This window comes from Flavobacterium faecale (assembly GCF_048320115.1).
GTDB lineage: Bacteria > Bacteroidota > Bacteroidia > Flavobacteriales > Flavobacteriaceae > Flavobacterium > Flavobacterium faecale_A.
Map to the genome: position 1 here is coordinate 2383143 of NZ_CP182943.1, position 21456 is coordinate 2404598.

At 37.2% G+C, this 21456-nt stretch carries 14 protein-coding genes; 13 read left to right on the forward strand and 1 reads right to left on the reverse strand.

All coding sequences use genetic code 11. From position 1 onward, the window contains the following. Positions 1–1140, reverse strand: coding sequence for an ABC transporter substrate-binding protein (locus ACNH59_RS10105; RefSeq protein WP_418262423.1), 1140 nt, complete (start codon positions 1138–1140; stop codon positions 1–3). A gap of 301 nt (positions 1141–1441) precedes the next feature. On the opposite strand from ACNH59_RS10105, the gene ACNH59_RS10110 reads away from it, so the two are divergent. The 13 genes from ACNH59_RS10110 to ACNH59_RS10170 all read left to right on the forward strand — a co-directional run bounded on the left by ACNH59_RS10110 (position 1442) and on the right by ACNH59_RS10170 (position 21380). After that, complete coding sequence (locus ACNH59_RS10110) at positions 1442–2671, forward strand: glycoside hydrolase family 88/105 protein (RefSeq protein WP_418262424.1); 1230 nt, start codon at positions 1442–1444, stop codon at positions 2669–2671. A 21-nt stretch (positions 2672–2692) separates the two neighbouring features. After that, entirely contained in the window at positions 2693–3457 is a 765-nt protein-coding gene (locus tag ACNH59_RS10115; protein ID WP_418262425.1) for an SDR family NAD(P)-dependent oxidoreductase, read from the forward strand. Between the two features lie 82 nt (positions 3458–3539). After that, positions 3540–4394, forward strand: coding sequence for a fumarylacetoacetate hydrolase family protein (locus tag ACNH59_RS10120; protein WP_418262426.1), 855 nt, complete (start codon positions 3540–3542; stop codon positions 4392–4394). A 1-nt stretch (position 4395) separates the two neighbouring features. Further along, complete coding sequence (locus ACNH59_RS10125) at positions 4396–5409, forward strand: zinc-binding alcohol dehydrogenase family protein (RefSeq protein WP_418262427.1); 1014 nt, start codon at positions 4396–4398, stop codon at positions 5407–5409. A gap of 18 nt (positions 5410–5427) precedes the next feature. Next, entirely contained in the window at positions 5428–6225 is a 798-nt protein-coding gene (locus ACNH59_RS10130; RefSeq protein ID WP_418262428.1) for an SDR family oxidoreductase, read from the forward strand. Positions 6226–6229: 4 nt separating this feature from the next. Further along, positions 6230–7063 (forward strand): amidohydrolase family protein, encoded by an 834-nt coding sequence (locus ACNH59_RS10135; protein ID WP_418262429.1) that lies wholly within the window; start codon positions 6230–6232, stop codon positions 7061–7063. Positions 7064–7252: 189 nt separating this feature from the next. Next, positions 7253–9757, forward strand: a complete 2505-nt coding sequence (locus tag ACNH59_RS10140; protein ID WP_418262430.1) for an L-rhamnose mutarotase — start codon at positions 7253–7255, stop codon at positions 9755–9757. Between the two features lie 145 nt (positions 9758–9902). Then, the gene (locus tag ACNH59_RS10145) at positions 9903–10973 is read left to right on the forward strand and encodes a Gfo/Idh/MocA family protein (protein ID WP_418262431.1); all 1071 of its coding nucleotides are present in this window, start codon (positions 9903–9905) and stop codon (positions 10971–10973) included. 10 nt (positions 10974–10983) lie between these two features. Continuing rightward, positions 10984–12570 (forward strand): sodium:solute symporter family transporter, encoded by a 1587-nt coding sequence (locus ACNH59_RS10150; protein ID WP_418262432.1) that lies wholly within the window; start codon positions 10984–10986, stop codon positions 12568–12570. A gap of 13 nt (positions 12571–12583) precedes the next feature. Further along, on the forward strand, positions 12584–14788 hold the full coding sequence (locus ACNH59_RS10155; protein ID WP_418262433.1) for an alpha-rhamnosidase: 2205 nt from the start codon (positions 12584–12586) through the stop codon (positions 14786–14788). A gap of 243 nt (positions 14789–15031) precedes the next feature. Next, positions 15032–16663 carry a hypothetical protein gene (locus tag ACNH59_RS10160; RefSeq protein WP_418262434.1) on the forward strand — a complete coding sequence of 544 codons (1632 nt, stop codon included), beginning with the start codon at positions 15032–15034 and terminating at the stop codon, positions 16661–16663. Positions 16664–16862: 199 nt separating this feature from the next. Further along, on the forward strand, positions 16863–17993 hold the full coding sequence (locus tag ACNH59_RS10165) for a glycosylase (protein ID WP_418262435.1): 1131 nt from the start codon (positions 16863–16865) through the stop codon (positions 17991–17993). A gap of 105 nt (positions 17994–18098) precedes the next feature. Continuing rightward, positions 18099–21380, forward strand: a complete 3282-nt coding sequence (locus ACNH59_RS10170) for a glycoside hydrolase family 2 TIM barrel-domain containing protein (RefSeq protein WP_418262436.1) — start codon at positions 18099–18101, stop codon at positions 21378–21380. Positions 21381–21456 lie beyond the last annotated feature (76 nt).

Below are 21456 nucleotides of genomic sequence, written 5' to 3' on the forward strand. Positions count from 1 at the left end.
TTATAAGTTTAAAGACTTTTTATAAAGGGTATTCATGGCTCTTAAAACTTCGGTTTCGTTCCCACCATTCATTAAATAGTCCCGAACCAGATCACCTGCATGATCTTGAAAGTACATATGTCCCGCATATCTTGGACGTAAGAAGGCTCTTTCCAAGGCAGGCAAAGTGTTTTTGAAATAATCGTGAGTCAATGCGTTGATTCGGTCGTTTTTCCAAGCCTGTAAATGCCCCGGCTGTCCGCCATTGTCGGCAAAAATAGTTTGCTGAACCTGAGATGAACCTGTAAATTCTGCATAGGCCAACGCTTCTTTTTGAAATGAGGAATAGGATGAAACGGCTAATCCTGTACCGCCCAATGAGCTAATCATCGGATTTCCGTTTAATGCCACTAAATCATAAAAATGCAATAGTTTTCGGCTATATCCTTCTCTCGAATAATTAGAGTATCCATAGGCAAAAGGACAATAGGCTATCTGGTCTGTGTTGACCATTTGCTCATACACTTGAATTGGGTTTCGATCAAAATTAGCTGGATCTATTAATTGTGCTAGTTCTCTATGCATTTGCAAAGCTTTGGTTCCAATTTCTTCTGAGATTACTTTTTCTTTAGAAAGAAACGGCGCTTCACCCATACTACAGCAATACGAATAAAAGGTCATTAAAGAATCGACAGGAATTCCAGCAAAGGCTACTAATCCTTTTTTGGCCAAAGCCAATAAATCATCATAAGTTTTAGGAACTTGTAAACCTTTTTTTTCTAGTAGGTCGAGTCGTGCTGACGCTACTGGAGTAGCTGCATCAATGGGTAAGGCCCAAAGTTTATTGTCAAAAACATAACTTTCATAGGAACAACCTACCGTATTGACTTTTTGGTCTTGAATGTATTCAGGAGATAAATAATCTGATAAAGGTAAAATGTTTTTTGTCTTCGCCCCAAAACCCGTCCAAGGATGGTCAATGACCATTAAATCAAACTTTTTAGACAAAGTTTCTATCGACGCATCAGCAAATTCTTGTAAACTTCTTTTCTCCCACTGAATCTCTATTCCAGGATGGAGTTCTGAAAAGCGTTGTGCAGTAGCTACCATGGGTAACAAGCCGCGAGTATGGTTCCATGTGATGCCTTTAAGTATCTTCATTTTATTTGGTAGTATTTAATAAATGTATTTTTTACATTTACAAATGTAAAAATAAGATTCTAAAGCAAAGGGTAATAGGAGTATTTTTTTTAGAAAAAGAGAAACTAATCTACTTTTAGTTAGAAATTGTACAAAAAAAGAGATAATTTTTTATGATACTTTTATTTTTACCCTATGATTTTAAAAATATATATCGGAAATTGATTTTTAATTTCTACATTTGTAAATGTGATTTATACATTTATTATTTTTTAAATAAAAATGAAGGATCCATTCATGTAAAATATTTTAAATTTTTAGAATGAAAAGTACAGTTCAAACAAATTTTTTTACTCCGCTGTTAAGTGTGCTAATTCTGATATTGTCATTTAATCAAGGAATTGCGCAAACTAATTTGAGTCATGAAAAAAATGTTTTAGAAATATCAAATCAATTGAAGTGGTCAGAACGAATGGCTTTGACACTGATGAAAAGCCATCCTAATTCGTATAATATTGATGATGCCAAAGCGCCGCATTGGGATTATGTACACGGATTAGTATTGTATGCTTTTGAACAATTATATAAAGAAAAAAAGGACGAAAAATACGCTACCTACATCAAGCAATATGCAGACGATTTAATTGATAGTGAGGGAGGGATAAAAACCTATCAATTTGAATCCTTTAATATAGATAATATTGTGGCTGGACGATTGTTATTTGATTTATATAACAAGACTCAGGATAAGCGCTATCTAATTGCGATGCAAACTTTGAGAAAGCAATTAGAGGAACAACCGCGTACGGCAAGTGGTGGTTTTTGGCATAAAAAAATATACCCAAACCAAATGTGGTTAGACGGTTTGTATATGGGTTCTCCATTTTATGCACAATACACCACAGTTTTTGAAAATGGTAAAAATTTGAACGATGTAGCCAAGCAATTTGAATTTATACAATTAAATGCAATCGATTACAAAACTGGGTTGCTATATCATGCTTGGGACGAAAACAAGAAGATGCCATGGGCAGATAAAACTACAGGAACTTCTCCAAATTTTTGGTCAAGGTCAATGGGGTGGTACGCCATGGCTTTAGTTGATGTGTTGGATTTTTTTCCAGAAAATCATCCTAATAAAAAGGTATTGATTGGCTATCTGAATGATCTAGCTAATGCTTTGGTTAAATTTCAAGATGCCTCAGGTTTATGGTATCAAGTGACTGATATGGGAGGAAGAGAAGGGAATTATTTGGAAACTTCTGGAACTTCAATGTTTGCTTATGCATTTGCTAAAGGGGTGAACAAAGGATATTTGCCTAAAAAATTTAAGAAAAGTGCTAAAAAGGCTTTCAACGGTCTGACTTCTAAATATATTACTGTCCATACTGATGGTCAAATTGTGATTACCAATGCTTGTGCTGTAGCAGGGCTTGGAGGAAATCCGTACCGTGATGGTTCTTATGAGTATTATATAAACGAAAGAAGAAAAGACAATGACCCAAAAGTAACAGGGCCGTTTATCTTGGCAGCATTAGAGCTAAATAAGTAAAATTAATTTTAGAATATAGATATGTTTTCATTGCAAAATAAAAAAGCGGTAGTAACAGGAGGAGGTAGTGGTATTGGAAGAGCCATAGCTACTTTGTTTGCCAAGCAAGGTGCTGAGGTACATCTTTTAGATTTAACAATCGAAAGTGCTCAAGATGCCGTTGATGAGATTCAAAAATCAGGAGGAAAAGTAATTTCCTACGCTTGTAATGTTGCCAATCACAAAGAAGTTATAGACATTTTTACCAAAATAGACAATATTCATATTCTAGTTAATAATGCTGGGATAGCGCATGTTGGAAAGGTAGATACCACTTCGGAATCTGATTTTGACAGAGTGATGGATGTCAATGTAAAAGGAGTTTACAATTGTTTGTATGCTGCAATCCCGCAATTCCGTAAGTCAAATGGAGGCGTGATTTTGAATTTAGCTTCTATCGCTTCGTGGGTTGGAATTCCTGACCGTTTTGCTTACTCAACTGCCAAAGGAGCAGTGATGGCAATGACTTTGTCTGTCGCTAAAGATTATATCAATGAGGGAATTCGATGTAATTCAATTTCACCAGCCCGAGTACACACATCGTTTGTAGATGGCTTTATTAATGAAAATTACCCAGGAAAAGAAGCTGAGATATTCGAAAAATTATCACTATCACAACCTATCGGACGAATGGGGAAACCAGATGAAGTAGCTGCATTAGCATTATTTTTATGTAGTGATGAAGCTGGTTTTATAACGGGTTCAGATTACCCAATTGATGGTGGATTTATAAAATTAAATAATTAGAAAAGAGTTGCTGAGTTTCTAAGTTTTTTATCTTAATTAATTCAGCATCTCAGCAACTTAGTAACTTTAAAAAAAACAAAAAATGAAATTAATACGTTTTGGAGCAATAGGTAAAGAAAAACCAGGAGTGCTAATTGGAGAAAAGAGATATGATGTGTCTTCTCTTGTCTCTGATTATAACGAAGCATTTTTTGATGAAAATGGTTTAGAAAAATTAAAAAAGGCTTTGGAAAGTAATCCTACTTTGCCAGAAGTTGACGCTGAGGTACGTTTGGGTTCTCCAGTAGCTAGACCTTCTAAGATTATTTGTATTGGTCTGAATTATGTAGACCACTGTCATGAAACAGGTGCGCCAATTCCATCAGAACCAATTATTTTTTTCAAATCTACGACTTCACTATGTGGACCAAATGACGATTTGATTATCCCAAAAAATAGTGAAAAAACGGATTGGGAAATCGAATTAGCATTTGTGGTTGGTAAAAAAGCAAGCTATGTGGAAGAAGCAGAGGCATTAGATTATGTGGCTGGTTATGCTTTGCTAAATGATTATAGCGAAAGAGCATTCCAAATTGAAATGGGAGGACAATGGGCAAAAGGAAAAGGTTGCGATACGTTTGCGCCTCTTGGCCCCTTCTTGGCAACCCAAGATGAAATTGCAGATGTAAACAATTTGCCAATGTGGTTGACTGTAAATGGAAAGAAATTCCAAAACAGTAATACATTGAACTTAGTTTTCAAAATTCCTTATTTAGTGCATTACCTAAGTCAGTTCATGACCTTAATGCCAGGTGATATCATCAGTACGGGAACGCCTCCAGGAGTTGGTTTAGGAATCAAACCAGATCCTATTTATATCAAACCAGGTGATGTAATTGAGTTAGGAATGGAAGGTTTGGGTTCAAGTAAACAAGTAGCTAAAGCGTATTCTAAATAGAATGAAATATATTGTTTGCAAAAAACCACAAGAGTTTCTTATCAAAGAGAAACCGATGCCAGAACCTAAAGAAGGAGAAGCACTTTTGAAAATTAGAAGGATTGGCGTATGTGGAACTGATATTCATGCATTTGGCGGAACACAACCCTATTTTGAATACCCACGAATTTTAGGGCACGAATTAGCTGCCGAATATGTAAAAGGAAATGCCAAAGGGTTTCAACCGGGAGATAAAGTAACTTTTATTCCGTATTTCAGTTGTGGCGAATGTGTGGCTTGTCGAAATGAATTAAGCAATTGTTGTGCAAATATTAAAGTTTTTGGAGTGCATATCGATGGTGGTATGGCTGAATATGTAACGATTCCAGAACAATATTTATTACACGGTCAAGGTTTGAATTTTGATGAATTGGCTTTGGTAGAACCATTGGCTATTGCGGCTCACGGTGTGCGTAGGGCAGCAGTTAAAGCCACTGATACTGTTTTAGTAATGGGAGCAGGACCAATCGGATTGGGATTGATACAATTTGCTAAAATAGAAGGTGCTAAAGTAATCGTGATGGATATCAATGATTACCGATTGAATTTTTGTAAAGAAGCATTGCAGGCGGATGAAACAATCAACCCACTGAATGAAGATGTGGCGACACGTTTGGCAGAATTAACAGATGGCGATATGGCCAATGTTGTTATTGATGCGACTGGAAATCAAAAAGTAATGAACGGTGCTTTCAATTATATTTCGCACGGTGGTCGTTTTGTTTTGGTTGGATTACAAAAAGGAGAATTGAGTTTCAGTCATCCTGATTTCCACAAAAGAGAATCCACTCTAATGAGTAGCCGTAATGCTACTACAGAAGATTTTGAATATGTAATGCAATGTTTAAAAGCAGGTAAAATTGATCCTAAAAAATTCATCACACATAGAGCAAATTTTTTGGATATGATTTCTGAATTTGAGAAGTGGATTGATCCAAAAAATAATACCATCAAAGCATTAATAGAATTGAACTAATCCTAAAAAATAAAAATTATGGATTTGAATTTAAAAGGGAAGATAGTAGTAGTTTCAGGTTCGGCCGGGAAAGAAGGAAGCATTGGAGAGACTATCATCAACCGATTGGCAGATGAGGGAGCTATTCCGGCTCTTGTTGACAGAAACAGCAGAGGATTTGGTTATGCCGAGGCTTTACAAAATAGAGGAATTGATTCGTTGTTTGTGCAAACAGATGTAACAGATCCAGTGGCGATGGAAAAAGCAGTTGCTGAAATTGTTACAAAGTATGGCAGAATTGATGCTGTAATTAATAATGTGGGTGTGAATGATGGTGCCGGTTTAGATGCAACTTACGAGGGATTTATGGATTCCTTAAAATTGAATGTAGTGAGTTACTTCTTGTTGGTAAAATTTGCACTTCCATATTTGAAGGAATCAAAAGGAAATATTTTAAACATAGGTTCCAAAGTGGCATTAACGGGTCAGGGAGGAACTTCTGGATATGCTGCGGCAAAAGGAGGAGTTCTGGGATTGACTAGAGAATGGGCAGTCGATTTGATTCAGTTTGGAATTCGTTCCAATGCTATTATTATTGCCGAATGTTATACGCCTGCTTACGAAGATTGGATTAAAACAGTTCCAGATGGCGAAACAGTTTTGAAAAAAATAAACAAAAGTATTCCGTTTGAATCCCGAATGACAAAAACGGAAGAAATCGCGGATGTCGCACTCTTTATAATTTCAAGCCGCTCTTCGCATACCACAGGGCAATTTGTGTTTGTAGATGGCGGTTACGTACACCTAGACCGTGCTTTAATCAGTGATGTAAATTAAGGCTATGAAAAGAATTGATTCGCATCAGCATTTTTGGAAATTCGACCCAGTCAGGGACAGTTGGATTGATGAATCGATGCAAAAAATCCAAAAGGATTTTTTGCCAGATGATTTGTTGCCGCTGTTGACCGAGAATCAATTTCAAGGCTGTGTCGCTGTGGAGGCACATCAATCAGAAGAACAAACCAAATTTTTGGTTGACTTGGCTTCAAAGAATGATTTTATTAAAGGTGTAGTGGGTTGGGTTGATTTGCGCGTTGAGAACATTTCAGAAAGATTACAGTATTTTTCTCCAAACAAAATCATCAAGGGATTTCGACATGTGGTACAGGCCGAAGCGGATGACTTTATGTTGCGGAATGATTTTAGAAAAGGAATTTCGGCTTTGGGCGCGTTTGATTTCACGTATGATATTCTCATTTTTCATCGGCAATTGCCAGCGGCTATCGATTTGGTAAATCGTTTTCCGGAACAAAAATTTGTCATTGACCATATCGCAAAACCCAATATCAAGTCGGCTGAAATCGAGTCATGGAAAAGGAATATTCAGGAAATTGCTAAAGCCCCTAATGTGGTTTGCAAAGTATCTGGAATGGTTACGGAAGCCGACTGGAATTCAAGGAATTTTCAAGATTTAAAACCCTATCTGGATGTGGTTTTTGAAAATTTCACGCCAAATCGTCTGATGTTCGGTTCAGATTGGCCCGTGTGTAATCTGGCCGCGGATTATTCAGAAGTAGTGCAGACACACGAGCAATATATGTCGCAATTTTCTATTGAAGAACAAAATAAAGTTTGGTTTGAAAACGCAAATTCGTTTTACAAATTAGATTTATAATAAGGTGGTTATTACTATATTTTAGAAAAATATATATATCAGGGAACTTTTGTTTCATAACTTTTTACCTTGTTTATTGGATTAGGATACATTTTTGGAGTATGTAGTAGTGTATCCATTTTTAAAATTTATGAATACAAGATTTTAATAAAAGTCAGCTATTTAACATCTTGTGAAAAATACAACAAAATGCATTTTAATTTAAAAAAGATTCTAATTGCTTTTATCCTCTTTTTTGGGGCACTATTTTCTGTGAATGCAGCCGAAATATGGGTTTCCACTAAAGGGAATGATGCTAATGTGGGTACGAAAACAAGTCCGTTAGCAACAGTTCAAATGGCTGTCAGAAAAGCGAGAGAATTGCGTCGCTTGAAAGATGCTTCTATCAAAGACGGGATTCGTATCATTGTTATGGATGGAACTTATCATTTGAATGAACCTTTGTTTATTAGACCTGAAGATTCAGGAACGGCAGATAGTCCTACAACTATTATAGCAGATATCAATGCAAAGCCTATTCTAACAGGAGGAATGGAGATTACCAATTGGAAACCCTCTGAAGTAGGAATCAATGGTTTGAAAAAGGGAATCGTTTGGGTAGCCGATGCGCCAACCAAAGCAGGTGAATTTATCAATTACCGTCAGTTGTGGGTCAATGGAAAAAAAGCAGTAAGAGCCAAAAGTACGGCTGGTAATGAAATGGATAGAATTCTTTCGTGGGACGCAGCCACGGAAACTTGTTGGATTCCTTATAAAGACAAATCCATTCGTTTTGAACCTGGAATGGAAATGTTTATTGTGCAATGGTGGGCAATTGCCAATCTTCGTATCAAAAATATCGAGGTAGTTAAAGACAGTGCAAGATTGTCATTCGAACAACCAGAAAGCCGAATTCAAAGCGAGCATCCTTGGCCAGCACCTTGGATTTCAAAAAACAATGGGAACTCGGCATTTTATTTAAACAACGGACTTTCGATGTTGAATGAAGCGGGTGAATGGTATTTGGATAAGAAAAAAGGGAAAATCTATTATATTCCTAGAGCGGGTGAAAATTTGGCTACAGCCAAAGTAATAGTGCCCGTATTGGAAAATTTGGTACAAGTTCAAGGAACTTTAGATACACCCGTACATCATTTTAATTTCAAAGGGATTTCTTTTGAATATAGCAATTGGTTACGCCCTTCACAACAGGGGCATGTGCCGTTGCAGGCTGGAATGTATTTATTAGATGCATATAAATTAAAAATACCAGGAACTCCTAATCAGGCTAGTCTTGAAAATCAAGCTTGGGTAGGAAGACCAAGAGCAGCGGTTGAAGTAAATTACGCAAATAATCTATGGTTTGAAAGTTGTCGTTTTGAGCATTTGTCCTCTACAGGTTTAGATTTGAATAAAGGAACGCATCATAATACTGTTAAAGGAAATCTATTCAAAGACATTGGGGGAAACGGAATTAATTTAGGGGTTTTCTCAGAAGAAGCTTTCGAAGCGCATTTGCCTTATACTGTAAAAGACGAAAGAGTCGTTTGTTCAGATGAGTTAATCGCTGATAATTTGATTACTAATGTGGCCAATGAAGATTGGGGATGCGTAGGAGTTGCGGCTGGATTTGTAAAGAATTTGACTATCGAGCACAACGAAATTTCGGATGTAGCTTACAGTGGAATTTCAATGGGTTGGGGCTGGACGCACACTGAAAATGTAATGAAAAACAACGTTATCATTGGCAACAAAATTCATCATTATGCCAAACATTTACATGACGTTGCAGGAATTTACACGCTTTCATCTCAACCGAACAGTTGCATTGAAGAGAATTATATTGACAAAGTCTATAATAGTCCGTATGCCCATGACCCATTTTTGTGGTTGTATTTATATACTGATGAAGGAAGTCAGGGTTTTACCATCAAAAATAACTGGATTCCAATTCAGAAAACACTAAAAAACAATAATGGTCCTCAAGGGAATCTTTGGCAAGACAACAATCAATTTGTAAGTACTAAGATTAAGGATAATGCAGGTATTCGTGCACCATATTCCCACTTAAAAAAAGAAGTGGTCGTTGACGCTAGTTGGGGATTGCAAGAAATGCCAAAAGCAGTAGCGATTGAATTAATAGGGAAAGATTTTGATATTGAAAAAATCAAATCCACTGTCAAAGGTTTCCGAATCGTAGGCGAAGAATTATACCAATGGGAAAATCATTTGGTTATTTATGGTTTGATGAATCAGCCTGAACGCACTAAAAGAAAATTAGGTTTAGCGTTTCCGAATTTAGAAATTAAAATCTATGAAAATCCAGTTTATGATTTCCAAAATTTTGAAAGATGTAAGGAATCAAAACCAGCATCCGAATGGGAGAATATTGTATTAACAGCCAATTTAGTTGAAGATCCCAAAATGCAAAAAGAATACGTTGATTATCATAAGACTCAATTCGAAAAATGGCCCGAAATTGCTAAAGGATTTTGTAACGCCGACTTTCAACAATTACAAGTTTTTAAAAACGGAAGACAATTGATGTTGGTCATCAGTATTCCAAAAGGGGAAAATTTCGATAAATTAAATCCGAAAACAACTAAAAATAATCCACGTGTGGACGACTGGAATGCCTTAATGAAAAAATACCAAACAGGAATTGAAGGAACAAAACCGGGAGAAACCTGGATTTTCTTGAAAAACATAAAATAAAAATCAAGCCACGAATTCACGAATGATACAAATATTTTTTGGTTACAATCTCACGAATTTCTATTTGAATTAGTGGAATAGTAACGACAAAAATTAAAAGAAATAATTAGTGAATTCGTGGCAAAACAATTTAAAATACGAATAAATGTTAAAAATAGCCATTTTAGGACTCGGAGAGGGACGTAGCACCATGTCAGCCGCTTTAAAAAGCGATAAGGTTGAATTAGTTGCGGTCTGTGATAGAAATGAAGAATTGTGTAAGCAGAGAGCAAGAGAATTTGATTTTCATTCTTTTACCACCAATTACGCTGATTTATTAACGAACAATGTAATCGATTGCGTTGCGATATACACGCCAGATCATTTACATGCAGAGCATGTGAAACAAGCGTTATTACACGGAAAACATGTGATTTGCACCAAACCTTTTATTGATGACCTTTCGGTTGCTAATGAGTTGTTGGCGTTAAGTGAAAAAACAGGAAAAAAGGTTTTTATCGGTCAAAGTTCTCGTTTTTTCGAACCAGCCAAAAGACAAAGAGCCGATTTTGAAGCGGGTTTAATAGGAGATTTAATTACGATTGAAGCGCATTATCACGCCGATCACCGATGGTTTTTGGAAAAAGAATGGTCCTTACAACACTCTTTTAAATGGTTGTACGGTGGTTTAAGTCATCCCGTTGATTTTATACGTTGGTACTTACCAAACATTGAAGAGGTAATGGGCTACGGAATGATTAGTAGTAACGGAAGCAAAGCAGGATTGAAAAATGAAGATACAATGCACTTTATTTTCAAAGCTACTGACGGAAGAATTGCCCGTGTAAGTGGAGTATATACTTCGCCAACTCAACCCGCACAAAGAGATAGTGGCATGAGTACTATTTTGAGAGCGACAGATGGAGCGAGTCAAGCAGATTATCACGAATTGCGTTATGCCATTACTGACAAAACAGGCGAAGAGAAAATCATTACTTGGGGTGATGCTACTTTAAAATATTATTTCCGTTTTGAAGGGCAAAGTCACCATGCAGGAGAATACCAAAATTATTTAGAATATTTTGCTGATTGCATCGAGCAAGGTATTGAAGCCTATCCTAATATGAAAGAAGGTATTGGAACCGTAGCTTTATTACAAGCAATGGATAGAAGCTTACAAACGGGACTTCCTGTAAAAGTAGCGTCTGTTTTAGCCGAATTTAATATCCCTCAATAAAGAACCGAATATGAATCAAATCAGTAGTTTTTTAGAACCCGTAGATTATATTGTTATCATAGGTTATCTATTAGTATTAATTGCTTTTGGGTATTATATCTCATTTGTAAAAAATAAAAAATCAGATGAAAACCTATTCTTAGCTGGAAATACTTTGGGTTGGACAAGTATTGGTTTGAATATGTGGGGAACGAATGTTGGACCTTCGATGCTGATTGCGTCGGCCAGTGTGGGCTTTACCACAGGGATTGTAGCAGGAAATTTTGCTTGGTACGCTTTTATCTTTATATTGCTTTTGGCAGTGGTTTTTTCGCCAAGATATTTAGGTGCCAAAGTCTTAACCTTACCTGAGTTTATGGGGAAACGTTTTGGCGATTCCACCCGAAACATTCTGGCTTGGTACACTTTGATTACCATTTTAATTTCGTGGTTGTCCTTGACTTTATTTGCCGGTGGTGTTTTGGTCAAACAATTATTGGATTTACCAATGTATCTCTCAGTGATTTTAATGGTGATTTTGTCTGGATTTTTTGCGGCAGCAGGAGGATTAAAAGCGATTGCTTATACCAATGTTTTTCAGATGCTTTTGTTGATTGGCGTTTCTTTATTGTTAGTTGTGATGGGCGTTCATAAAGCAGGCGGATTAGAAGCTATTTATACGCAAACACCCGGAACTTACTGGAATTTACTACTTCCGGCTGATGATGAAAATTATCCTTGGATTGCTATTTTATTAGGATACCCTATTATGGGCGTTTGGTTTTGGTGTACCGATCAATCGATGGTACAATCCATTTTGGGTGCTAAGAGTTTGAAAGAAGGACAATTGGGAGCCAACTTTATCGGATGGCTTAAAATCCTAGATGTGCCTTTATTCATCTTGCCCGGAATCGTTTGTTTTGTTCTTTTTCCAGAATTAAAAAATCCTGATGAAGCCTATATGACGATGGTTACTCAGCTTTTTCCAGCAGGATTAAGAGGGTTAATTATTGTGGTTTTGATTGCCGCATTAATAAGCACGATTGGTTCGGCTCTGAACTCGTTGAGTACCGTTTTTACAATGGATATTTATGTGAAAAAATACCAACCTGAAGCTTCTCAAAAAACGATTGTAAAAACAGGAAGACTCGTAGTTTTATTTGGATCTTTATTATCCATTTTCATCACATTAGGTATTGATAGCATCAAAGGATTGAATCTTTTTGATATTTTTCAATCGGTTTTAGGATTTATTGCTCCGCCTATGTCGGTTGTATTTTTGTTTGGTGTACTTTGGAACAAAACCACTACTAGAGCTGCTAATTTAGTGTTAACTTTAGGAACAGTTATTAGTTTAGGAACAGGAGTTTTTTTCTTATGGGTTTTCCCAAATCAAGTTTATCATTGGCCGCATTTCTTGCTGTTGTCATTTTACATTTTTGTGGGACTTTCTGTGTTGGCTTATATTATTACAATTACTGATAAAGCAGGACAAAAAGACCATCAAACCTTATTGCGAATTAATCCTGCGGCTAAACCCGACAGACAGGTCAAAATATTATGGGGGCTTTTAACTTTGGTTATGACAGCACTTTACCTTATTTTTAATGGACATTAACTTTAAATTGAATATGAAAAAAACATTTTCTTTAGTAAAAAATATTTGGCTTATTGTTTTTGTAATTGGTTTTTTATTGCAAGGTTTTTCAAGCTTTGGACAAACACAATTAAAGGAAAGCAAAGCCACTTGGATTTGGTATCCAGGTGATTTTGAAATTTGGTTAAGCAATAAAATGCAGGTAAGACGTACCGAACGCGAAGCCGTATTTCCTCCGCTTTGGCAATATTACAGTCCGTATGCCTTGGTCACTTTTCAGACCGAAGTCGATATTCCACAACCAGACGAGGTGAAAATCTATACAGAAGGCCCTTTTCAGTTGCTATTGGACGGAGTCCAAATTTACGGCCAGCCAAAATCATTAAAAATTCCTGCCGGAAAACATAAAATTTCCTTTAAAGTCTATAATCAGGAAGTTTTGCCCGCAATTTATATTGAAGGCAAATACGTTAAATCGGATGCTTCTTGGAAGGTAACCAATGAAGACAAACTATGGATTGATGAAAATGGTAAAGCCCAACAATCTGGTACGCCTTGGGTGCCTGTGGGTTCTTGGAATTTTGATGCACCAGAGACTAAACCTTCTGAGTTTAAATTAACAACTACACCTTGGAACGCCAAAAAAACAGAAAAAATAGGAAATGGCAAGTTGGTAGATTTTGGCAAAGAAACCTTTGGATATATCAAAATTCACGGTTTAAAAGGAAAAGGGAAACTAGCACTATATTATGGTGAATCTCGTGAGGAAGCTTTGGATACAACCAAATGCGAAACCTTAGATCATTTATCTTTTGATGGAAACCAACCTGAAACCTACACACATAATGGCTCGAAAGCATTTCGTTATGTCCAGGTACAGGCAGATGCAACGGTAAAATACGATTCGATTTCGATGTTGTATGAATATTTGCCATTGGATTATCGGGGTGCATTCAAATCTTCGGATGAACAATTGAATCAAATTTGGGATGTGTCGGCTTACACCATGCATTTAACCTCCCGTGAATTTTTTATCGACGGAATAAAACGTGACCGCTGGGTTTGGTCTGGCGACGCTTATCAAAGTTATTTAATGAATTATTATTTGTTCTTTGACTCAGCTTCTGTGGAACGAACACTGTTGGCACTTCGTGGTAAAGAACCGGTAACGGCGCATATCAATATCATCATGGATTATTCCTTATATTGGTTTGTGGGTGTTTACGATTACTATTTGCATACAGGCGATACAAAATTTATCGAAACGTTTTATCCTCGAATGAAATCCTTGATGGAATTCTGTTTAGAAAGAAGAAACAAAAATGGATTCTTAGAGCCATTAGAGGGCGATTGGGTTTTTATCGATTGGGCTGATGGATTACCCAAAACAGGCGAAGTGAGTTTTGAGCAAATGCTTTTAGCCAGAAGTATAGAAGCTATGGCAGTTAGTGCTGAAATTGCTGGTGAAACCGATGATCAAAAAAAGTATCAAAAATTAGCGTCTGATTTAAAAACAAAATTATTTGAGGTGTTTTGGGATAAAAAAGAAAATGTCATGAAGCACCAACGTATCGACGGCAAAATACAAGATGTTGTAACCCGATATGCGAATATGTTCGGTATTTTCTTCAATTATTTTGATGAAGAACAAAAACAAAGCATCAAGAAAAAGGTGTTGCTCAATAATGATATTCTTAAAATCACAACACCCTACATGCGTTTCTACGAATTGGAAGCCTTGTGTGCTATGGGCGAACAGGATTATGTGTTAAAAGAAATGAAAGATTACTGGGGGGGCATGCTAAAAGAAGGCGCGACTTCGTTCTGGGAAGAATACAATCCCAATAAAAAAGGCACCGAACATTTAGCCATGTACGGACGTCCTTACGGAAAAAGTCTTTGCCACGCTTGGGGTTCTAGCCCAATTTATTTGTTAGGGAAATATTATTTGGGTGTAAAACCAACTGCTCCAGGTTATACGCAATACGAAATCAAACCAAACTTAGGTGGATTACAATGGATGGAAGGAAAAGTGCCAACACCAAAAGGCGAAGTGGCTTTACATGTAAGCAAATCGGAAATCCAAGTGAAAGCGTCTGAAGGTGAAGGAAAATTGATTATTGAAAGTAAAAGTAAGCCAAAAACCAATTCGGGAACGGTTACCCAATTGGAGAAAAACAAATACCAATTGATTGTGAAACCGAAAGTAGAGTATAAAGTAAGTTATAAAGCACTTTAAGTTCTTAGTCTGTAAACTTCTAGTTTGTCTTTCCGACGGAGGAGGAATCTCCGCGAAAATATTCCGCAAAGATTGGAAATACTTTGTCGAGTTTCTTACGAAGATTCCTCCTCCGTCGGACTCGAGCGATAGCGAACAGGCGAAGCAATGACAAGATTGTGGAAATTCATTATCTAAAAAATTAAAAACCAAATGTTTTCAAAAAATACAACATACAACGTCAAATTTAAAACAGTTATCCTAATGCTATTAGCTGTTTGCATTCAAGTCTCAGCGCAAAACACCGCTTGGCAACCCGCTTCTTACGAAATCGTAAATCCGAATTATAAAAAGTTCAAAACAAAGCAATACGCCCATGTTTTTTCGAATAGTAAAAACAATATTGTGCAATTAGCACCTGAATTAGAAGGTTTACAAGGAATCGAATTGCCGTTAGAGGTTTATAAAAAAGGAACAAATGCACCTTTAAAATTGAGATTTAAAGAAAAGGTTGTCGTTTTGGTGGGAGCTTTTCAGGATAAGAGCGATAAGGGGTTCCTTCAATTGGATGCAACCCCATATACAGCAACCTTGTTACTCCAAAACGGAGTTACTATTACAGGTTTACCGCCTGTGAATGTTTATGCGCTTTCGTATGAAAAAGGAACGCATATTATTTTACCTGATGCGAAAGGATTATTCGCCATTTTGGGAGTGGTAAAAATGAAACAAGCCTTGGTGTCCAGAAATGCCGAAATGCTTGATGGCAGATTATGGAATCCAACTTACATCATCGAAGGATTTTCGGATGAAAAACCTTTATTTGAAATTGTTGGTGGCGAAAACAAACCCGTAATTGACGAAGGATTTCCAGGAACCGAAGGAATTCAGGGCGGATTTGAAGGCGGTCGCGTAGTAAAAGTAGGCGATACGTATCATATGTTTCCAACAGAAAGAGCGGGTGAGAAAGGAGTTCCGGATTATTATGACCGTGTGAAAACCAAAATCGGACATTGGACGAGCAAGGATGCGATTCATTGGAAACGCGAATCGACCATTTTACAAGCCAGCGGAACTTATGCCATCACCGAAGATGACAATCCCATGAACGACCGTCGTGCGGCAATTTGGTCCTATATGCCCGTTTTTAGCAAAAAAGAGAATAAATGGTACGGCTATTATTTGGCTTATACGGTACACAAAGAAATTCAGCCGAATCATTCCTTTGGACGTATTTGGCGTTGCGAATCGACTGTTGCAGGAATCAACGGAATTGCAGGTCCGTACAAAGATATGGGCATCATCATGGAACCGGGATTGGATTCTCAACCTTGGGAAGGGCGTCAAGGGGTTGCTTCTTTTTTTCCGTATCAAGTGGGTGACAAATATTTCGGATTTTATAGCGGAGCTTATCCATTTGAATCTTGGGCAGATTATCCTAAAAAATCAGGAAAAGGTTGGTTTGTGGCCTTGGCAGAATCCAATAGTTTGGAAGGACCATGGACTCGTTTGAATAAAGGTTTGGAACCAATTAAAAGCATTCATCCGCAATTTGTCGAGAATCCGATTGTAAGTCAGTTACCAAATGGGTTATATATCGCAGTATTTGACGGAGGACCGGAAGGCTGGGGACATCATTTACCGAATATGATGGGTTACACACTTTCAAAAGACGGTGTAAATTGGTCAGAAGCGCGTTATTGGCCTATCGAAACCAAAGTCAATAAATGGTGGGATATCATGCGTACGCCTTTGTGTTTAATTCCAGAAGGGAATGATATCTATACGATAGTTTATAATGCTATTGATTTGAACAAAAGGTTTCACCCAACGGGAATGGTAAAACTGAAGTTGAATCGTGAGGTGATGGATGCCCGATTGAAAGAAATGAAATAACAATAAAGAGCAACACAGATTAAACAGATTAAAGAAATAGTCACAGATAAGATTATTCGAAATTCTTTAATTTCTAAAATTCGTGTTCCAAAAAGGATTAAAGAGCAACACAGATAGGACTAATAAGAGAAATAAACACAGATTAATTTTTTAATTTCTCAAATCAGCGTTCCAAAAAAATAAGTAACAATATTCGAAAATGAATAAATTAATTAAATATGGTATAGTTGGCATTACAGCACTTTTAATACTAAGCTGTGCTACACATTACAAAAAAGGTGAAATTACCGATGCCATAATGAACGAAATTTATAACGAAATAAAAACGCCTTATAAATACGGATTGGTCATGGTGCCAACGGATAACTCGTATAAAATGGACTGTCCTTCTGTTTTTCGTAAAGATGGTAAATGGTTCATGACGTATCTGATTTATGATGGTCGTGGTTACGAAACCTGGCTGGCTGAAAGTAACGATTTGCTTAATTGGAAACATTTAGGAAAAGTAATGTCCTTTTCTAAAGATGAATCGGAATGGGATGTGAATCAAAAAGCAGGATATATCGCATTGCAAGATTATACTTGGGGAGGTTCATACGAATGGGAAAAGTATGATAATAAATATTGGATGAGTTATTTTGGCGGAAATACTACGGGTTATGAAGCTGGTGTATTATCGATTGGAATGGCATATACCAAAGAAGCACCAACGAAACCACATGAATTTCAACGTTTGCCAAAACCAGTTTTAACGCCAAAAGACCCCGATGTAAGCTTTTGGGATAACAGTACAATGTATAAAAACTCGGTTCTTGAAGACAAAGAACGAATTACAGGAAGCAAATTCATCATGTATTACAATGCCCGGGGTGATAGTATAAATCCCGCTAAAGGTGCTGAACGTATTGGGATGGCCGTTTCAAACGATATGAAAACATGGAAACGTTACGGCAAAAAGCCATTTTTGAATCACCATAGAGGAATTACAGGTGATGCTTTTATTCAACGTATCAACGATACCTGGGTGATGTTTTATTTTGGAGCTTTTTGGACAGGTTGGGATCAAGGTGCCTTTAACCGCTTTGCGGTTTCAAATGATTTAGTAAACTGGAAAGAATGGAAAGGGGATAATTTAATTGAATCTTCGGAGCCTTATGATAATCTATTTGCTCACAAATCATTTGTGGTAAAACACGATGGCGTAGTCTATCATTTTTATTGTGCGGTAAACAAGGCAGAGCAAAGAGGAATTGCCGTTGCTACTTCTAAAGATTTGGGAAAAAGTGACTTGAATTTTGTAGCACCTCCTGTGAAAGTTAAAAAGAATTAAGAATTAAGTTTTTATTTAGTCAGCGTTTAATTCAAAAAAAACTCTGCAAAGATCTGCCACCCGAGCGATAGCGAACAGGCGAAGCAAAAATGCGTGAAAAAGGATATGAAAAAAATTAAAATTATATTATTTACTCTTTTGGTATCAATTGCGGCCAATGCCCAACTGGTAACCGGTGAACCCGCTGGAGTACCTAGGGTACCTCAAAAATATACTTTCAATCCTTGGGAAAACCCGATGATTACGAGTATTAACAGAGAGCCAGCCAGAGCTACCGCTTATTCCTATGCAACAGTTGCCGATGCCTTGGAAGGGAACAGAAACAAAAGCAGAATTAAACTATTGAACGGCGATTGGGATTTTAAATTTGCCAAAAACCTTAAAGAAGCACCTGAGGATTTCTATAAAAAAGAAGTAAAAGGTTGGGACAAAATCGAAGTGCCATCCAATTGGGAAATGAAAGGCTACGGTCAGGCGATTTACAAAAGTGCGGTCTATTCTTTCCGACCTGTGAATCCGCCTTTTGTTCCTGAAGATGATAATCCTGTTGGGTCGTACCAACGCAAATTTACCGTTCCTGAAAATTGGAATGGAATGACGGTGAGTTTGCATTTTGGAGGCGTGAGTTCGGCATTTCAAGTTTGGATTAATGGTGATTTTGTAGGTTATGGACAGGACAGCTTCAATTCTTCCGAGTTTAATATTACGCCTTATCTAAAAAAAGGAGAGAATATTTTGTCCGTTCGTGTGATGCGCTACAGTGATGGTTCTTATCTGGAAGACCAAGACCATTGGCGTTTAAGCGGAATTCAGCGTGAAGTTTACATCATGGCAGAACCAAAATTGCGTATTGCCGATTTCTTTTACCAAACCAAATTAGACAAACAATATCAAGATGCGGTTTTCCAATTGCGTCCAAGATTAGACAATTTTACGGGTGATACCATTAAAAATCAAACTTTTGAAGTACAATTATACGATGCTCAAAACAAACCTCTTTTTGAAAAAGCTTTAGTTCGAAAAGCATCCGAAATTATTGAAGAAGTTTCGCCACGTTTGGACAAAGTACGTTTTGGATTTTTTCAGGAAACCATCAAAAATCCTTTGAAATGGAGCACCGAAAAACCAAATCTGTACACCTTGGTCATGATGCTGAAAAATCCTGATGGAAGTATCAGCGAAGTGAAAAGTTGTAAGTTGGGTTTCCGTTCTATCGAATTTTCGAAAGAGAACGGAAAAATGCTCATCAATGGCAAAGAAACCTATGTGTATGGGGTGAATCATCATGGGCATCATCCTGTTCGTGGCGAAGCGGTGAATCATCAGGATTTGGAAGAGGATGTGAAATTGATGAAGCAATTCAACTTCAATTTTGTGCGAACCGCCCATTTTCCAGACGACCCTTATTTTTATGATTTGTGTGATAAATACGGTCTAATGGTGATGGACGAAGCCAATTTGGAAACCCATGGATTAGGCGGACATTTGAGCAATGACCAGCTATGGACTCATGCCTATTTAGAAAGAATGACCCGAATGGTGCATCGCGACAAAAATCATCCCTCTATTGTGATGTGGAGTTTGGGTAACGAAGCTGGAAAAGGTCCTAATCACGCCGCTATGGCCGCTTGGGCACATGATTATGATATTACAAGACCAGTACATTACGAACCAGCTCAGGGAAATCCAAGATTAGACGGTTACATTGACCCCTTGGATCCAAAATATCCAAAAACGGTAGATCACTCTCACCGATTCGAAAATCCACAGGACGAGCCTTATGTAGATGTAGTAAGCCGATTTTATCCGGGAGTTTTTACGCCGAAGTTTTTGGTTGATCAAAAGAAGGATATGCGCCCGATTCTATTTGTAGAATACGCGCATTCTATGGGGAATTCTACAGGAAATTTAAAAGAATTATGGGATGAATTTCGAAATACTCCAAGAGTTATCGGAGGTTGTATTTGGGATTTAAAAGACCAAGGCTTGGTTCGAAAAGATCCAAAAACGGGACAGGAATACTTTGGTTATGGAGGTGATTTTGGAGAAAAAAAACACGATGGAAATTTCAACATCAACGGTCTGGTCGCTTCTGACGGAAGACCCAAAGCCGCCATGTATGAAAACAAATGGATTTATCAGCCTGCCACTTCCAGTTTGAGTACAGATTTCAAATTGACGATTCACAACCGACAAACGGTTCAAAATTTGAATGAATATATTCCAGTTATCAAAATTTTAGAAAATGGAAATATAATTAAAGAAGTGGTTCTAAAACCAATGGATATTCCTGTGGGAACTGATTTTTTTTTGGATGTCAATAAATATCTTCCGAAGATGAAATCGGATTTGGAGTATTTCTTGAATATCGAATACCAATTGACAAAAGACGAGTTTTGGGCAGCTAAAGGATACGCTGTAGCCACCGACCAGTTTTTATTGCAAAAAGGAGCCGAAGTTGTTTTGGCGAAAGCCAATCAAAAACAAAATCTAACTGAAACCAAGGAAACTATCACCATTAACGGAACGTACTTTAGCATAAGCATCAACAAAGAAACGGGTGCATTAAGTTCCTATCTGTACAAAGGCAAGGAACAGGTAAAATCGCCATTATTGCCTAATTTCACTCGTGCTTTAACGGATAATGACCGCAAAGGTTGGAAACCGCATAAAAACTTAAAACAATGGTTTTTGGCTAAGCCAATATTGAAAAACATCCAAACGGAGCAATTAGCAGATGAGATAAAAATCAGCAGCGATTATGAGATAATTAAAGACAGTGCGCAAGCAAAAGTAGTTTACAGCATTAAGCCCAACGGAATTATAAAAGTAGATTACCAACTAAAAGCTTCCGTAAAATTGCCAAACATTCCTAGAATCGGAATGCAAATGGGAATCAACCAAGATTTTGAACAAATTTCTTGGTATGGAAAAGGTGAATTAGAAAATTATTGCGACCGTAGTTTTGGATTTACTGTTGGAAAATATGCGTTACCAATTGACAAATTCATTGAACCCTATGTAATGCCACAAGAAAATGCGAATCGTACCGAAGTGCGTTGGATGGCTTTTACAACCGCTAATAAAAACACAGGTTTGTTAGTGGTTAAAGAAAAACAGGTTTTGAACATGAGCGCCTGGACTTATACCCAACAAAATCTCGATGAAGCCAAACATACTTTCGACTTAGTCAATCCAGATTTCTTGACGGTGAATATTGATTTAATGCAAATGGGTGTGGGAGGAAACGACAGTTGGTCACCGGTGGCAGCACCTTTGGAAAAATACCAAATTCCTTCGGGAGATTATAATTATAGTTTCTACTTAGTCCCTTTTGCGGAAGCTAAAAACGGATTGGAAATCAATTTGAAGAAATTGAAGTATTAGGTGATAATGATTTTATCTGTTTAAATCTGCGTGCCAAAATTTTTTCACGCAGATTCAGCAGATTCAGCGGATTTTT

What these genes read in the sequence shown, in the direction of transcription:
- ACNH59_RS10165 (WP_418262435.1), top strand. Translation starts at nt 16,863, where the DNA reads ATGAATAAATTAATTAAATATGGTATAGTTGGCATTACAGCACTTTTA.
- ACNH59_RS10145 (WP_418262431.1), top strand. Translation starts at nt 9,903, where the DNA reads ATGTTAAAAATAGCCATTTTAGGACTCGGAGAGGGACGTAGCACCATG.
- ACNH59_RS10120 (WP_418262426.1), top strand. Translation starts at nt 3,540, where the DNA reads ATGAAATTAATACGTTTTGGAGCAATAGGTAAAGAAAAACCAGGAGTG.
- ACNH59_RS10160 (WP_418262434.1), top strand. Translation starts at nt 15,032, where the DNA reads ATGCTATTAGCTGTTTGCATTCAAGTCTCAGCGCAAAACACCGCTTGG.
- ACNH59_RS10125 (WP_418262427.1), top strand. Translation starts at nt 4,396, where the DNA reads ATGAAATATATTGTTTGCAAAAAACCACAAGAGTTTCTTATCAAAGAG.
- ACNH59_RS10140 (WP_418262430.1), top strand. Translation starts at nt 7,253, where the DNA reads ATGCATTTTAATTTAAAAAAGATTCTAATTGCTTTTATCCTCTTTTTT.
- ACNH59_RS10130 (WP_418262428.1), top strand. Translation starts at nt 5,428, where the DNA reads ATGGATTTGAATTTAAAAGGGAAGATAGTAGTAGTTTCAGGTTCGGCC.
- ACNH59_RS10150 (WP_418262432.1), top strand. Translation starts at nt 10,984, where the DNA reads ATGAATCAAATCAGTAGTTTTTTAGAACCCGTAGATTATATTGTTATC.
- ACNH59_RS10105 (WP_418262423.1), bottom strand. Translation starts at nt 1,140, where the DNA reads ATGAAGATACTTAAAGGCATCACATGGAACCATACTCGCGGCTTGTTA.
- ACNH59_RS10110 (WP_418262424.1), top strand. Translation starts at nt 1,442, where the DNA reads ATGAAAAGTACAGTTCAAACAAATTTTTTTACTCCGCTGTTAAGTGTG.
- ACNH59_RS10155 (WP_418262433.1), top strand. Translation starts at nt 12,584, where the DNA reads ATGAAAAAAACATTTTCTTTAGTAAAAAATATTTGGCTTATTGTTTTT.
- ACNH59_RS10115 (WP_418262425.1), top strand. Translation starts at nt 2,693, where the DNA reads ATGTTTTCATTGCAAAATAAAAAAGCGGTAGTAACAGGAGGAGGTAGT.
- ACNH59_RS10170 (WP_418262436.1), top strand. Translation starts at nt 18,099, where the DNA reads ATGAAAAAAATTAAAATTATATTATTTACTCTTTTGGTATCAATTGCG.
- ACNH59_RS10135 (WP_418262429.1), top strand. Translation starts at nt 6,230, where the DNA reads ATGAAAAGAATTGATTCGCATCAGCATTTTTGGAAATTCGACCCAGTC.